The organism is Streptosporangium sp. NPDC005286 (assembly GCF_040607515.1).
Classification (GTDB): Bacteria; Actinomycetota; Actinomycetes; order Streptosporangiales; family Streptosporangiaceae; genus Streptosporangium.
Map to the genome: position 1 here is coordinate 1 of NZ_JBEXGU010000006.1, position 15435 is coordinate 15435.

At 71.6% G+C, this 15435-nt stretch carries 15 protein-coding genes; 2 read left to right on the top strand and 13 right to left on the bottom strand.

The features are described from left to right. The 10 genes from ABZU75_RS03880 to ABZU75_RS03925 all read right to left on the bottom strand — a co-directional run. A partial coding sequence (locus ABZU75_RS03880) for an amino acid adenylation domain-containing protein (RefSeq protein ID WP_355549206.1) occupies window positions 1-1145 on the bottom strand: 1145 nt, incomplete at its 3' end. After that, a complete protein-coding gene (locus ABZU75_RS03885) occupies window positions 1142-1291 on the bottom strand; it encodes a hypothetical protein (RefSeq protein ID WP_355549208.1) in 150 nt (49 codons plus the stop codon). The genes ABZU75_RS03885 and ABZU75_RS03880, both read right to left, overlap by 4 nt. A 486-nt stretch (window positions 1292-1777) precedes the next feature. Then, window positions 1778-2956, bottom strand: a complete 1179-nt coding sequence (locus ABZU75_RS03890; protein ID WP_355549210.1) for an acyl-CoA dehydrogenase family protein — start codon at window positions 2954-2956, stop codon at window positions 1778-1780. A gap of 37 nt (window positions 2957-2993) precedes the next feature. Continuing rightward, a complete protein-coding gene (locus ABZU75_RS03895; RefSeq protein ID WP_355549212.1) occupies window positions 2994-3854 on the bottom strand; it encodes a MaoC/PaaZ C-terminal domain-containing protein in 861 nt (286 codons plus the stop codon). Window position 3855: 1 nt separating this feature from the next. Then, window positions 3856-4758, bottom strand: coding sequence for an SDR family oxidoreductase (locus ABZU75_RS03900; RefSeq protein WP_355549214.1), 903 nt, complete (start codon window positions 4756-4758; stop codon window positions 3856-3858). 54 nt (window positions 4759-4812) lie between these two features. Next, complete coding sequence (locus ABZU75_RS03905) at window positions 4813-5967, bottom strand: thiolase (protein WP_355549216.1); 1155 nt, start codon at window positions 5965-5967, stop codon at window positions 4813-4815. Next, window positions 5964-6386: a Zn-ribbon domain-containing OB-fold protein gene (locus ABZU75_RS03910; RefSeq protein WP_355549218.1), complete on the bottom strand. Its 423-nt coding sequence runs from the start codon at window positions 6384-6386 to the stop codon at window positions 5964-5966. The genes ABZU75_RS03905 and ABZU75_RS03910 overlap by 4 nt, the downstream gene beginning before the upstream one ends. Window position 6387: 1 nt before the next feature. Further along, entirely contained in the window at window positions 6388-7515 is a 1128-nt protein-coding gene (locus ABZU75_RS03915) for an acyl-CoA dehydrogenase family protein (protein ID WP_355549220.1), read from the bottom strand. 29 nt (window positions 7516-7544) lie between these two features. Further along, window positions 7545-9713, bottom strand: coding sequence for an acetate--CoA ligase family protein (locus ABZU75_RS03920; RefSeq protein WP_355549222.1), 2169 nt, complete (start codon window positions 9711-9713; stop codon window positions 7545-7547). A gap of 1 nt (window position 9714) precedes the next feature. Continuing rightward, the gene (locus ABZU75_RS03925; protein WP_355549224.1) at window positions 9715-10914 is read right to left on the bottom strand and encodes an acyl-CoA dehydrogenase family protein; all 1200 of its coding nucleotides are present in this window, start codon (window positions 10912-10914) and stop codon (window positions 9715-9717) included. A 140-nt stretch (window positions 10915-11054) separates the two neighbouring features. Between ABZU75_RS03925 and ABZU75_RS03930 the strand changes: the two genes are divergently transcribed. Together ABZU75_RS03930 and ABZU75_RS03935 are read left to right on the top strand one after the other, a co-directional pair. After that, window positions 11055-12023: a zinc-binding dehydrogenase gene (locus ABZU75_RS03930; RefSeq protein WP_355549226.1), complete on the top strand. Its 969-nt coding sequence runs from the start codon at window positions 11055-11057 to the stop codon at window positions 12021-12023. Next, window positions 12020-12766, top strand: coding sequence for an enoyl-CoA hydratase/isomerase family protein (locus ABZU75_RS03935; RefSeq protein WP_355549228.1), 747 nt, complete (start codon window positions 12020-12022; stop codon window positions 12764-12766). The genes ABZU75_RS03930 and ABZU75_RS03935 overlap by 4 nt, the downstream gene beginning before the upstream one ends. A 15-nt stretch (window positions 12767-12781) precedes the next feature. On the opposite strand, the gene ABZU75_RS03940 is transcribed toward ABZU75_RS03935, so the two are convergent. Genes ABZU75_RS03940 through ABZU75_RS03950 form a run of 3 tightly spaced genes read right to left on the bottom strand, consistent with a single transcriptional unit; the run spans window position 12782 to window position 15431 of the window. After that, window positions 12782-14041, bottom strand: coding sequence for an MFS transporter (locus tag ABZU75_RS03940; protein ID WP_355549230.1), 1260 nt, complete (start codon window positions 14039-14041; stop codon window positions 12782-12784). Next, on the bottom strand, window positions 14011-14241 hold the full coding sequence (locus tag ABZU75_RS03945; RefSeq protein ID WP_355549232.1) for a hypothetical protein: 231 nt from the start codon (window positions 14239-14241) through the stop codon (window positions 14011-14013). Before ABZU75_RS03945 ends, ABZU75_RS03940 begins: the two co-directional genes overlap by 31 nt. Further along, entirely contained in the window at window positions 14238-15431 is a 1194-nt protein-coding gene (locus ABZU75_RS03950) for an acyl-CoA dehydrogenase family protein (protein WP_355549413.1), read from the bottom strand. The genes ABZU75_RS03945 and ABZU75_RS03950 overlap by 4 nt, the downstream gene beginning before the upstream one ends. Window positions 15432-15435: the final 4 nt, after the last annotated feature.

The following is a 15435-nucleotide window of genomic DNA, read 5'->3' on the forward strand; positions in this document are numbered from 1 at the left end:
AACTCCAGCTCACCATCGGCGTTCCACCGGGCCAGATCCCCCGTGCGATACATCCGCGACCCGGCGGGGCCGTAGGGGTCGGCGACGAACCGCTCACCGGTGAGACCGGGCCGGTTGAGATACCCCCGGGCCACCCCCGCACCGGCCGCGTACAACTCCCCCACCACGCCCGGCGGCACCGGACGAAGCCGCTCATCCAGCACATACACCCGGGTGCCGCGCACCGGACGACCGATCGGCACCCCACCACCCGGCTGCAGCGGCACCGACATCGACACGCACACCGTCGACTCCGTCGGCCCGTAGGCGTTCACCATCCGCCGGCCCGGCGCCCACCGCTCCACCAACTCCGGACCGCACGCCTCACCCGCGACCACCAACGTCACCAGATCCGCCAACTCCACCACCGGAACCGTCGCCAGCACCGCCGGCGGCAACGTCGCATGACTGACCCGCTCCCGCACCAGTAGATCGGCCAGCTCCGCACCCGCCAACCGACCCGGCGGCGGCACCACCAGCACCGCCCCGGAGGCCAGCGCCATGACCTCCCACACCCACGCGTCGAAGCTCGGAGACGAGAACTGCAACACCCGCGCCCCCCTGCCCACACCCAGCCGCTGCGCCTGCGCCAACGCCAATGCCGCCAGCCCCTGATGCGAGACCACCACGCCCTTGGGTGTGCCGGTCGACCCGGAGGTGTAGATCACGTACGCCGCCCGGGTCAACGGCCCGCCGGCCGCGCGCGGCACCGCCGGATGTGCCGACACGTCCGGAAGGGTGTCCCGCAGCACCAGCGCCGGAGCTGCGTCGGCCAGCATGAACTCCTGCCGTCGTAGCGGATAGGCCGGATCCACCGGCACGAACACGCCGCCGGCCTTGGTCACGGCCAGCACCGCGACCACCAGTTCCACCGAGCGTGGCAGCACCAGCGCCACCCGCGACTCCGGCCGCACCCCCCGCTCGCTCAGCCACTGCGCGAGCCGGTCCGACCACTCGTCAAGCTCCCGGTACGACACCGAGCGGCCGTCGGAGACGATGGCCACCGCATCAGGGTTCCGAGCCACCGAGGCCGCGAACAACTCCCCCAGCGACGTGCCCGCCAGGAGATCCCCGGTGGGCATGTCGTCGATCGAGATCCTTGTCATGGCAGCTGCCCTTCGTCTCGTCGGCACAGCCCGGTGCGGGTGGTCCTGTCCGCCTGGATGCTCTGGACGACCAGATGGCCGTACTCGGCCGCATGGGCGGGTCCCGGTAACGGCGTGGCCGGCGGGCCGAGAACGAGCAGGGGCATGACGCGCCTCACAAGCACCTTCGTTTCCTGGTCGGCGAAATGCCATGAATGGCGGCGGTCCTCGCCGTCGCACGTGCGCACCACGGTGCCGGACGGAGCTGGGAACCGGCTTGCAACCGACCGGGAAAGCCACCGGGGCCGGGGGAAAGTGGTGGCGCGGGCCCCGGATGTGCTGGAGCGGCTACACGTGCCGGTGGCGGCGCTGGGCGGATTCGTCTCCCAGGAGACTGATCAGCTGGTCTCACGAGGTGAACCCGACAGCGGTCCTCCTACCCGCCGACCGACCACCGCTACCCGCACATGGGCTGACCTTCCAGACAGCGGCCCTGTCCCGGAAGATCGTGCCCGCCCCTCAGACGTTCACCCCGATGATGGTTACCCGTACCCGCCGGCCACCTCCCTGCCTTCGTTGAACGGAACAACCGGCCCGCGTCGCCGCCGGCGGGGGCACCGGGAACCGGTCCCGGTACCCCGCCGGTGTGCCGGTCATCGGTACGCGGGCATCCCGGTGATCGCCTCACCGAGTACCAGGGTGTGGATCTCGTGCGTGCCCTCGTAGGTGGAGACCGACTCCAGGTTGGTCATGTGCCGGATCACCGGGTACTCCAGCGTGATCCCGTTCGCGCCGAGACAGCCGCGCGCCTCGCGCGCGACGTCGAGGGCCTGCCGGACGTTGTCCAGCTTGCCGAAGCTCACCTGAGCCGGCACCAGCCTCCCCGCGTCCTTGAGCCGCCCCAGGTGAATCGCCAGCAGGCTCGACCGGTTGACGCTGACCGCCATCTCGGCCAGCTTCCGCTGCACCAGCTGGAAACCGGCCACCGGCTTGCCGAACTGCGTGCGGGAGACGCTGTACTCCACCGCCGCCTCGTAGCACGCCCGTGCCGCGCCGACCGCGCCGAACAGGATCCCGAACCTCGCCTCGTTCAGGCAGGACAGCGGGCCCTTCAGCCCCACGACGCCGGGCAGCACCGCGTCCTGCGGCAGCCGCACGTCCTCCAGCACCAGTTCGGAGGTCACCGAGGCCCGCATGGAGAGCTTCCCGTGAACGTCCCTGGTGCTGAACCCCGGCGTGTCGGTGGGGACCACGAAGCCCCGCACGCCTTCCTCGGCTCGGGCCCACACCACGGCCACATCCGCGATGCCACCGTTGGTGATCCACATCTTGGTCCCGTTGAGAACCCAGTCGGAACCGTCCCGGCGGGCCGTCGTCCGCATGCTGCCGGGGTCGCTGCCGGAGTCCGGCTCGGTCAGCCCGAAGCACCCGATGGCCTCCCCCGCCGCCATCCGCGGCAACCAGGTCTCCCGCTGCTCCTCCGATCCGTAGGCGCGAATCGGGAACATCGCCAGGGAACCCTGCACGGACACGAAACTGCGCAGGCCGCTGTCACCCGCCTCCACCTCCAGGCAGGCCAGGCCGTAGGAGACCGCGTTGGTACCGGCACAGCCGTAGCCGTCCAGGTGCATGCCGAGCAGCCCCAGGGAGCCGAGTTCCTTGGTGATCTCGCGCGGGAACACCCCCCTCTCGTACCAGTCGCCGATCTCCGGCAACACCCGCTCCCTGACGAAACGGCGGACCGTGTCGCGGATCTCCCTCTCCTCGGTGCCGAGCAGCGAGTCGATGTCGAGGAAGTCGTACGGATCAAGTCCGGCGGAACGTTTGTTCACTTCGTGCCTCACATATTGCCAAGTCGGGAGGTGTCATCTACCAGGAGCGACGGGACGCGTCGATCCGCGCGACACCTCGGTCGATCACCACGGTCCCGTCCGCCCGGACGGTCTGGAACAGCACGTCGGCCCCGTCCAGCCACAGGCGGACCTCCAGAGCCTCCCCGGGGACGACGATGCCGCGGAACCGGCCGCCGATGGCGGTGAGCAGATCCGGATCGCCGCCGCAGGCGGCCGCCACGACGGCCCTGCCGGTGAAGCCGTACGTGCACATCCCGTGCAGGATCGGCCGGTCGAACCCGCCACGGGCCGCGAACGCGGGATCCGAGTGCAGGGGGTTGCGGTCACCGGTCAGGCGGTAGAGCAGCGCCTGTTCCGGACGGGTCTGGTAGCGCACGATCTCGTCCGGAGAACGCGCCGGCCGCTTCCAGTCGTCGGCGGCCCCCCGGGGGCCGCCGAAGCCTCCCGCACCCCGGATGAAGGCGGCCGACCGGGTGGAGAACATCGGCGCGCCGGAGATGGGATCGACCGCGCGGACGCCGGTCCACACGATCGCCCCGCTGCCCTTGTCATGGATCGCCAGCACTTCGGCGGTCAGTCTCGCCCGGCCGGAGACCGCCGGCGGGGCCGCCAGCTCCAGGTGCTGCTCGGCGTGGAGCAGCCGGCTCCTGTCGTACGAACCGATGTCCGGCCTGGACACCCGCTGGCTGAGCAGCGCGCCGAAGGTCGGCAGCACCCGCTGGCGCAGGTTCTCGCTGTTCTCCGTGGTCACCGACAGCTCGGCGCCCGGATCCTGCCCGGCGCCGACCGAGACGGCGTAGAGCAGCGCCTCGTCGGATCCCCACGAGATGTCCACCGGCTCGCTGATCCGGCCGACCGCGTCGAGGTCGAGGGCCATGTCAGGCCCCGTCCAGCTGGGGCAGCCGGGGGTTTTGCACGGACTGGGCCAGCAGCTTGCGGACCGCTCCGTCGATCTCCTCGGCGCGCCACAGCCGGGGCAGCTCCGCGGTGGGGCCGACGTTCCAGCCCTCGTACACGCTGAGCAGTCCTCCGCTGGACCCGAAGACCTGTCCGGTGACGCCGGCGGACCGCTCGCTGCCCAGCCAGGCGACCAGCGGCGAGATGGCGGCCGGGTCGTAGGGGTCGAAGTCCCCCTCGGGCTCGGCCATCAGCCCCTCGGTCATCCGGGTTCGCGCTCCGGGAGCGACCGCGTTGACGGTGATCCCGTACGGAGCGAGTTCCATGGCCGCGATCACGGTGAAGCCGGCGATGCCCGCCTTGGCCGCCCCGTAGTTGGTCTGGCCGATGTTACCGAGCAGGCCGGACGAGGACGAGGTGTTGACCAGGCGCGCGGACAGCTTCTCGCCCGCCTTGGCACGCGCCTTCCAGTACCGGGCGGCGGCGCGGGACGGCGCGAAGGTTCCCTTCAGGTGGACCCTGATGACGTCGTCCCACTCCTCCTCCGTCATGTTGGTCAGCGTGCGGTCACGCACGATGCCGGCGTTGTTCACCAGCACGTCCAGGGTGCCGAACCGGTCGACGGCGGTCTGCACCATGGCCTCGGCCGAGGCCATGTCGGCGATGTCGCCGTGGTCGGCGACGGCCTCGCCTCCCATCGCCTCGATCTCCGCGACGACCGCGTCGGCCGGCGTGCGCGAGCCACCCGCGCCGCCACGCTCGACGCCCCGGTCGTTGACGACCACCTTGGCCCCCTGGCGGGCGAACTCCAGCGCGTGGAAGCGGCCGATGCCGTTTCCCGCACCGGTCACGATCACCACGCGTCCCTCACACAACCGCGACATCCGTCCTCCTGTTCACATGTTTCGACAATCATGTTTCGACAACGGGGTGGCGCCTCAGGCGGCGGCGACCTCTTCCGCGCCGAGCACCAGGACGCCCGCGCTCATGAACGAGCCGCCGTTCCCCAGCACGACGCTGGTCCGCACCCCGTCCACCTGGGCCGCGGCCTCCCCGCGTACCTGGCGTACGGACTCGCAGATGGCGAACATGCCGTACATCCCGGTGTGCGTGTACGCCAGACCGCCGCCGTTGGTGTTCATCGGAAGTCGCCCGCCGGGGGCCGTGTGACCCTCCCCGACGAATCCGAAGGACTCCCCGCGGCCCACGAAGCCCAGATCCTCCAGCCCGTACAGCGGGACGTGCGCGAAGGCGTCGTAGATCATCAGGTGGTCCACCTCGGAGTGCGAGACCCCGGCCTCCGCGAACGCCGCGCGGCCGGCATCCCGGAACGCGCGGGACGACGTCAGGTCCGCCATCTGCGAGATGGCCGACGACTCTCCCGCCTCACCGGCCCCCAGCAGGTACACGGGAGGTTTCGGCCCGTCGGCGGCCCGCCGGGCGGAGGTGACCACCACCGCGGCGCCGCCATCGGTGACCAGGCAGCACTCCAGCAGGTGGAGCGGGTAGGAGATCATCTTGGAGGACAGCACGTCGTCGACGGTGATCTCGTCCCGCAGCTTCGCCCGCGGGTTGAGGGCGGCCCACTTCCGCTGGACGACCGGCACCATCGCCAGCTGTTCCGGCGTCATGCCGTACTGCTTCATGTAGCGCAGTACCCCGATGGGGAACGTCGACGGCGCGAAGACCCCGCCGTAGGGCACCTCGAACTGCCCGCGCATCGACTGCGGCGCGGGGGCCCACGGCTGCATGCCGACCCGGGACCTGCCGGACTCGCCGTGGGTGATCAGGACCGTCTCGCAGAGCCCGGCCATGATCGCGGCGGCGGCGTGCCGGACGTGCAGCATGAACGACGTCCCGCCGACCATCGTCCCGTCCAGGTAGGAGGGGTTGATACCCAGGTAGTTGGCGACGTCCAGCGGGCTCTCCCCCGCGCAGGCCACCCCGTCGACGTCCGCGACGGTGAGCCCCGCGTCGCGCAGCGCGGCCAGCCCGGACTCGGCGTGCAGCTGCAGCGCGGACTTGTCGGGGATGCGCCCGAGCTGCTCGGACTCGGCGGCTCCGACGATCGCGACCCTGCCTCGGATGCTCATCGGCCACCGCCCGCCGGCTGGAACTTCGGAACGGCGACGTCACCGTGCTTGTCGAAGACGACCTCGAGATCCATGTCGAGGACAAGGTGCTCCGGGTCGTTGGGAACCCCGACGATGTTGGACATGAGTCTTGGACCCTCCTCAAGCTCCACCACCGCCACGGCGTACGGTCCCTCGTTCTCGAAGCCGGGCGACGGCCGGTGGGCGATCAGGTAGGAGTGCAGCTTTCCCCTGCCGGTGGCGGTGAACCACTCGATGTCCGACGACGAGCAGAAGGGGCAGACCGAGCGCGGGTAGAGGAACGCCCTGCCGCACGGGACGCACCGCGGCAGCCGCAGCTCACCGGCCGCGGCGCCGTCCCAGTAGGGCCGGGTGTCGGGGGTGGGCTTCGGCGCCTGCTTCCCCTCGTTGCGGGCCACGTCAGACCCCCACCCGGACGGCGAGCTGCTCGCGGTGCAGGTCGGAGTCTCCGAAAAGGTGCTGGGAGGCCTTCGCCCTCTTGAAGTAGAGGTGGGCGTCGTGCTCCCAGGTGTAGCCGATCCCGCCGAGTACCTGGATCATCTCTCCGGTGATGGCCGTGTAGGCGTCCGAGCAGACCGCCTTCGCCACGGAGGTCGCGATGGACAGGTCCTCCGCGTCGTCGGCGACCGCGGCCGCCGCGTAGTACGCCGCGGAGCGCGCCGCCTCCAGGTCGAGCAGCATGTCGGCGCACTTGAACTTGATGGCCTGGAAGCTGCCGATGGGGACGCCGAACTGCTCGCGGACCTTGGCGTACTCCACGGCCACCTCCAGGGACCGCGCGGCACCGCCCACCTGCTCGCACGCCAGGCCGGCGGCCGCGATGCCGAGGGTCGCGTCCAGCACCCGCCGGGCGCGGGCTCCCAGGGCGACCGCCCGGCCGCGGGCGTCGGCGAACGTCACCGTCGCCAGCCGCCGTGTCATGTCCAGCACGGGTACGTCCTCGGCGACGACGCCCGCCTCGCGGGTGTCCACGGCGAGCAGCACGGTCTCGCCCTCCTCGCCGCCCGCGACCGAGGCCAGGACGAGGAGCAGGTCCGCCTGGACGCCGTCCATCACGAACGACTTGGTCCCGGTGACGCGCCAGCCCTCGCCGTCGCGTACCGCGCTCACCCGGGGGCGGGTGGCCCGCCAGTCCCCGTCCGCCTCGACGTGGGCCAGGCTCGCGATCGCGTCGCCGGCGGCGATGCGGGGCAGCCACTCGCGGCGCACTTCCTCGTCGTCGCCGAGCAGCAGGGCGTTGGCCGCCACGACCACGGTGGACAGGTAGGGCGAGCGCAGCAGCACCCGGCCCATCTCCTCCAGCACCACCGACTGCTCGCGGAAGCCGTAGCCCGCGCCGCCGTACTCCTCGGGAATCGCCATCGCGTGCAGTCCGAGGCTCTCCGCCATCAGCTTCCAGAGCCCCGCGTCGTAGGGCTCCTCGGACTCCAACTCCGCCCGCAGCCTGTCGGTGCTCGCGTGCTCGGTGAGCAGGCGACGCACGCCGGTGCGCAGTTCCTCCTGCTCAGCCGTGAATCCAAGCCTCATTGCCGTCTCCTTACGCTTCCTGGTGAGTGTCACGCCGACTTACCGACCACGAGGGCGTCGAGGGCCTCGACCACCGTCCCGTCGACCCGCATCGGGTTGACCTCCACTGAATCCCAGCCGTCACCCCAGCCGAGTGCCGCGTCCGCCAATGCCAGGACCGCCGCGACCACGGCGTCGACATCGCCGGCCGCACGGCCTCGTGCTCCCCGTAGGAGTGCCGCCCCCCTGAGCCCGTCGAGCATCTCGGTGACCTCTCGCGCGCTGACCGGCAGCGGCCGTATCGCCACGTCCGCCAGTACCTCCACCAGCACACCGCCGAACCCGAGGACGAGAACGGGCCCCCAGACGGGGTCGCGGTTGATGCCGACGATCAGCTCGACGCCACCGGGGCGGAAGGGCGCGACGAGCACGCCGTCCAGGCGCGCCTCCGGTACCCGGGCGGTGACCGTGGCCATCAGGCCGGTGTACGCCTCGGCCACCGCGTCGTCACCCTCGACGTCGAGGACGACGCCACCGACATCGGACTTGTGGGCGATGTCCGGCGAGCAGATCTTCAACACCACCCGGCCACCGAGCAGCCGTGCGGCCTCCACCGCGCCCGCCGCGTCCGAGACCAGGCGGTGGGGCATCACCGGGACGCCGTGGCCACCCAGCAACTCCAGTGCCCGCGCCTCCGACAGCGGGCCCTCCGGCAGAGGTGCGGACGACGTCGGCCGGGCGGCGCCGGTCCGCTCCGCCCCGCGCAGCCACTCTCTGCTGCCCGTGTAGCGCATCGCGTTGGCGACGGCGCGCAACCCGACCTCGACTCCCGGCAACCTGACGAGGCCGAGTTCCGCGAACAGCTCCCGGGCGAAGTCGCTGAGCCCGACACCCACCTCGTCCTGCAGCAGCACCGGGACGTCGAGCCCCTTGACGGTGTCCGCGATCGCCGCGAAGTGGGCGCGGGTGAAGTCGGGGTCGGCGGGTCGCCCGGGGGGCGCGACGAACGCCTGGAACAGCAGCAGGTCGTAGTGCTCCGCCCCGGTCCTGCCCATGATGGCGGCCGCGTCCACCGGCAGTCTCGGGTTCACCGTCGCGTAACCGGTGACATCGAGAGGGTTCTGCACGTGGGAGAAGGCCGGCAGCAGGGAGCGGAGCTCCTCCAGCGCCGCGGGTGGCAGCCGCGGCAGGGTCATCCCCTCGTCGGCGGCCTTGTCCGCCACCAGCTCACAGCTTCCGCCGGACGCCGAGACCACGCCGAGGCGGCCACCGCGCGGCCGCACCCCGCGAGAGAGCAGCTCGGTCGTCGCGACGAACTCCTCCATCGAGGAGACCTCGACCACGCCGAGCTCCCGCAGCACCGCGGACGTCACCGCGGAGTCTCCCGCCAGCGCCCCGGTGTGCGACATCGCCGTTCGCCGGGCCACCTCACTGCGCCCGACCGGGAGCACCACGACCGGCCGGTCGAGTTCGAGCGCGCGCTCCGCCAGCGACCGGAAGCCCTCGGCGTCCCTGAACGCCTCGAGGAACAGGCCGATCGCCCCGGTCTCCTCGCTCTCGATGAGATACCGCGCCACATCGGTGGACGAGAGCGTGGCCTCGTTCCCGGTGCCCGCCAGCATGCCGACCCCCACGCCCCAGGCTCTGGCGAGGGAGAGCAACGGCTTCATCAGGCCGCCCGACTGCAGGACGAACGAGGCACCGCCGGGGTCGGGCAGGTCCGGCAGCGCGAGGCCGAACGGTACGACCTGGTGCCGCACGTCCACGTACCCGCTGCCGTTCGGCCCCAGCAGGTGGATGCCGGTCTCCTCCACCGCCGCGACGAGCTCGCGCTGTAGCGCTCGGCCGTCGTCCGTCTCCCCGAATCCCGCGGTGAGCACGATGGCACCGCCGATCCCGTTCGCGGCCGCCTCACGCAGGATGTCGGGAACGGTGTCGCGCGGGGACATGATGTAGGCCAGGTCGACCGCCTCTCCCAGCGCGCTGAGGGAGGCCGCCGCCGTGACACCGTGCACGGTCGCCCGCGAAGGGCTGACGCAGTGCACCGCGATCCGCGGCGAGTAGCGACGCAGGTTCTCGAAGGCGTTGACCGACCACATGGAACGTTCCGTCGCGCCGACGAGGGCGACCGAGCGCGGCCGGAAGAGCGTGCTCAGGTCCGACGTCACCCGCGCCGCCTCCGACCGCGCGCCACCGGTCACGTTGTCGAGGATCGCCACGCTAGGACGACCTCGGCAGGCCGAGTACCCGTTCGGCGACGATCCGGCGCTGGACCTCGCTCGTTCCCGCGAAGATCGTCTCAGCGCGGCTGGTGAGGAACGTCTTCTGCCAGCGCCCCACCCGGTAGCCGTCGCCCGAGGGACGCACCAGCGCCTCCGCGCCCTCGATGTCGATGGCGATCTCGCCCAGTTTCCGGTGGTACTCGCTCCAGACCAGCTTGGTCAGCGACGCCTCGGCGCCCAGTTCCCCGCCGGAGGCGAGGGTGGCGAGAACCCGCTGGCCGGTGGCCTTCATGACGTGCACCTGGCAGTAGGCCCAGGCCAGCTTCTGGCGGATGAGCGGATCGGCGTCCCTGCCGAGTTCCCTGGCCCGCTCGACCAGGGCCTCCCACTCCTTCTCGTACTCCAGGTGCTGGACGGCGGCCACCGCGCCACGCTCGCTGCCGAGGGTGGTCATCGCGGACCGCCACCCGTTGTTGAGGCCCCCGATGACGTTGAACAAGGGAGCTCGGGCGCCGTCGATGTACTCCTGGGAGAACGCGTCCTCACCCGACATGGTGATCAGCGGCCGCACCGTGATCCCGTTGTCCTTCATGGGGACGAGCACGTAGGAGATGCCCTTGTGCTTGGGGGCGTGCGGGTCGGTCCGGCACAGCAGGAACAGCGTGTCGGCGAGATGCGCCCGGGATGTCCAGATCTTCTGCCCGGTGATGACGATCTCGTCACCCTCCACGACCCCCTGGGTGGCGACGGCGGCCAGGTCCGAGCCGGCATCGGGCTCGGAGAAACCCTGGCAGTACCTGTCCTCGCCGCTGACGACACGCGGCAGGAAGTACGCCTTCTGCTCGGGGGTGCCGTGCGCGAGGATGGCCGGACCGGCGAGGCGCTCCCCCATCCCCCGGGTCACTCGCGGCATGTCCGCGCGTGCGAACTCCTCGGCGAGGACGGCCATCTCCAGGTCGTCCAGTCCACGGCCGCCGTACTCCACGGGCCAGTGCGGACAGACCAACCCGGCTTCCAGCGACGCCTTCTCCCAGGCGAGGAAGTCCTCGTAGAGCGGCGACTCAGGGTTCCGCCAGGCTTCGCGCTCCAGCTCGTACTCGCCCTTCGACGCGAGTGCCGGCCGCCGATGCTCACTCAACCACTGTCGCAGTTCAGCGCGAAAGTCCTCGAGCCGTTTATCGCCGAAGTCGGTCGTCATCCAATCCTCCTCAGCACAGACGCTCACACAACGATGGTGTGGAATCCCTCGAACATTCGAGGCGTTGAATATCCAGAATCGTACCGGCCAGTTGGTATGATGTCGAGGACTTTCTCCTCGACCGCCCAGGGAGCCCCCCGATGCTCGCCGCATTCGCGCACGCCACGTCGGCCGACGACCCCGTCAGTGCCCTGTCCGTCGGAGAGCGCCCCGAACCGGTACCGCCGGACGGCTGGGTGCCGATCACGGTGCGGGCCGCCTCGCTCAACCACCACGACGTGTGGACGCTGCGCGGTGCCGTCACTCCGGCAGGCGGCCTTCCCTGCGTGCTGGGCACCGACGCGGCCGGGGTGGACGACGACGGCAACGAGTACGTGATCCACGCAGTCCTCGGCGACCCCGCGCGCGGCCGTGGTGACGAGACCCTCGACCCGGAACGGTCCGTGCTCTCGGACGCGGGGCACGGGACCCTGGCCGCGCGGATCGTCGTCCCGCGCCGCAACCTGGTCCCGAAACCCGCCGCGCTCTCCTGGGCCGAGGCGGCCTGCCTGCCCACCGCGTGGCTGACCGCCTACCGCATGCTGTTCACCAAGGCTCGGGCGCGGCCCGGTGACCGGGTGCTGGTGCAGGGCGCCGGAGGCGGGGTGGCCACGGCCGCGATCCTGCTGGCCCGCGCCGCGGGACTGTGGGTGCGCGTGGTCACGCGGGACCCCGCCAAGGCCGGACGAGCCGCCGAGCTCGGCGCGCACGAGGTCGTCATGTCCGGGGCGCGGCTGCCGTCCGACTGCGACGTCGTCCTCGACACCGTGGGGCAGGCCACCTGGAAGTCCTCTCTCGCCGCGGTACGCCCGGGCGGCACCGTGGTGCTCTCCGGCGCGACCACCGGCTTCGACGCGCCGACCAACCTGGCCCGGCTCTTCTCCCGGCAGATCAACGTGCTCGGCTCGACGATGGGCACCCGGACCGAACTCGAGGACCTCATCGGGTTCCTCGTCGCCGGCGGCGTCCGGCCGCTGGTGGACTCGGTGGCGCCGCTCGACTCGGCTCGTGAGCAGTTCTCCCGGCTGCTCTCCGGCCAGGTGTTCGGCAAGGTCGTGGTCGAGCCATGAGCTACGTTCAGGTCAGCCGCCGGGGTTCGGCGTTGTGGGCACGCCTGGACCGGCCGGAGCGGGCGAACGCCCTCGGCCCTGAGATCGTCGCCGGGCTGACCCGGTGGCTCGCCGACGGAGCGGCCGACCCGGCGGTGCGGACCCTGGTCGTCACCGGAACCGGCAGGGCGTTCTGCCCCGGGGCCGACGTCCGGGCCTCCGCCGCCCTGCGGGACGCGGACTCCCGCCTGGCCTTCCTGGAGAGCGGACGCGATCTGATGGCGGCGATCGAGGAGTCACCGCTGCCGGTGATCGCCGCGGTGAACGGGGCCGCGTTCGCCGGCGGGCTGGAGTTGGTCCTCGCGTGCGACCTCGTGATCGCGTCACAGGACGCGGTCTTCGGGGACCTGCACCTGCCACACGGGCGAATCCCGGCCTGGGGCGGTTCCGCGCGGCTGGTCCGCGCGGTGGGAGCCGCGCGCGCGACCCGGATGCTGCTCCTCGGCGAACGGTTCAGCGCCGCCGAGATGACCGAGTTCGGCCTGGTGAGCCGGACGGTTCAGGGAAGCCTGCTGGTGGAGACCGTCGACGAGGCGGCACGGGTGCTGGCCGGATACGACCGGACCGCCGTGGCGGAGATGACCGCGCTCATCCGGTCGGTCCGCCGGCAGACACCGCCGGAGGCGCTCCAAACCGAGTGGGCACACTTCCAGCGGCACTTCACCGGCCACGGCGACCCCGGAGCCGTAACGATCCGTCGCTGAGCGGCCGGGGCGCGGTCACTCCCGGTGCTGCTCGCGCGTCACGGCGCGGCCGGTCAGAAAGGACAGCGCGAGCAGCCCGACCACGGCAAGGCAGACGAGTCCGGAGACACCCAGGGCCTGCCGTGCCCCGACCAGGTTGGCGAACCAGCCGAAGATCGGCGCCCCCACCGGGACCCAGACGAAGAAGGCGATCACGTACAGCGCCATCATGCGCCCCTGGACGTTCGCGGGTGAGCGCAGTTGCAGCGCCGAGATGGCCGAGGTGCCGAACACCTGCATCGTCGCACCCGCGACGAACAGCCCGGCGGCCAGGATGAGCCCTGACGGGAGCGTGGACACCAGCACCGTCACCGCGGCGAAGACCGCCGACCAGGCGAGCAGGATCCGGTTGGTCGGCTCGGACCTCAGCGACGCCGCCAGCCCCGCCCCCACGATGCCGCCGGCCCCGATCATCGCCGTCAACGCGCCGAAGCTCCCCGCCGCGTCCTTCTCCGTGGAGTCCACCAGCAGCGGGATGGCCAGTTGCAGGTGGGTCATGCCGATGCCGAGCATCAGCCCGCCCAGCAGCGGCACGAGATAGGCCGGCGCGCGCAGGTCCGCGAGACCCCGGCGACCGCCCGCGGGCTCCTCCGCCTCCGCCTTCTCGCCGCCGGGCAGCGGGCGCACCCTCACCAGCGCGAGGCAGGAGACCAGGCCGAACAGCGCGACGACGGCGAAAACCGCGGCGGTGCCGGAGAAGGCGATGACACCGCCGGCCAGGGCGGGCCCGGCGACGCGCGCGAGCTGGAAGACGGCGCCGTTCAGCCCGACCGCCGCGGCCAGGAACCGGTACGGGACAAGCTGCCGGGGGTAGGCCAGCCGCACGGGCGCGTCCAGCGCTCCCGGGACGCCCAGCAGGACGGCGAAGAGGTAGGCGATCGGCAGCGTCACGGCGTCACCGGCGATCAGCACCGCGAGGACGACACTGGCCAGCACGACGACGCTCTGCGTCATCAGCATGATCCGGCGCTTGTCGAACCGGTCGCCGAGCGCGCCGCCGCTCAGCCCCAGCAGGATCATCGAGATGTACTGCAGGCCGGTCACCACGCCGACCGCCACGCCGTCACCACCGGAGATCTGGACGACGAGCCACACGTGGGCGGTGCGGTGCATCCACATCGCGCCGTTGCCCAGCACCTGGGCGAGGGCGAACCAGCGATAGCTCACCACGGCGAGTGCCTGGAAAGGGGACCTGCGTTCGGCCATCACGACGCCCGGCGCCACGACGGCACGCACCGTACCGCGCCGTCAGGGTCGCCGGCGAGCCAGGTGACCACCGGCGAGACCTGCTCGGGCGCCGGCTCGCCGACCGCGCGCGGGTCCGTCACCAGATCCGAGGGCATCCGCGTGCAGGCGACCGGCGCGACGGCGTGGCACCTTCCCAGGCCTCGTCCGGCACCGCTGATGACGGCCACCCGGCCCGCGCACATGCTCACTGACGCACCGTCCTCTTCTCCGCTGATCCCCACCACATATGCCGGTCCTGGAGACCGCGGGCGATGATGCCGAGCTGGATCTCCGACGTCCCCTCCACCACGGTCAGGTTCCGCGCGTCGCGGTAGAACCGTTCCGCCGGGTGTCCGGCGACGCTTCCCGCGGCACCGAAGATCTGCGTGGCCAACCCGGACACCCGTACCGCGCACTCGGTGGCGTGCAGTTTCGCCACGGCCAGTTGCCCGGCCGAATCCGGCCCGCTGTCGCCGCTCTCCACCAGGGCCGCGGCCCGGTAGGTCAGCAGCCTGGCCGCCTCGACATCGGCGGCCGCCCGGGCCAGTTCCCACTGGATCCCCTGTTGCCGGATCAGCGCCACCCCGTTGACCTGGCGCGTTTCCGCGTAGCGCACCGCGTGCATCAGGGCCGCCTCGGCGAGGCCGAGCCCGCGCGCGGCGACGACGGGGCGCATGGTCGCCAGCGAGCGCAGCAAAGGGCCGAGCCCGGTGATACCCGGCAGCATGGCGTCGCCGGGGACGCGCACGCGGTCGAGTCCGATGTCCCCCAGGCTCATTCCCCGGACCGACGAGCGGGGATGGAGCCGGAGGCTCAGCCCCGGGACGTCCCGGTCCACGATGAAGGCGCGCAGCGCATCCGGCCGTCGTTCGGCGGGGTCGGCCGTGGTCGCGACCACCACGTACCAGTCGGCCTCGTCCGCGCCGGAGACCCAGCTCTTGTGACCCGAGAGCAGCCAGCCGTCGCCGTCCGGCTCGGCGCGGGTGGACACACCAAGCACATCGCTACCGGCCTGCGGCTCGGACATGCAGAACGAGCCTCTGCTCCGGCCCCGCCCCAGGGGGATCAACCGTTCCCGTCGCTGCTCCGGCGTCCCCCCAAGGAGCAGGGGCGCCGCGGGCAACCGGGACAGCAGCAGCATCAGGCCCGCCGCGCTCGAGTACTGCGCCATCACCTCGGTGGCGTGAGTGAGCGCGGCGACCCCCCGGGGGGCGTGGCCGTCGGGACCGCCGAGCTCGGGCGGCAGGCTGAGAGCCAGCAGCCCTTCCGCGGCGAATCTCCGGTAGACGTCCTCGGGGTAAAGGCCGTCGGCGTCGATCTCGGCGGCCCGTGGTCGGACCGCGTCCACGGCGATCTCATGAAGGCGGTCACGGAAGGAGCCGAAGTCTTGGAACATCATCACC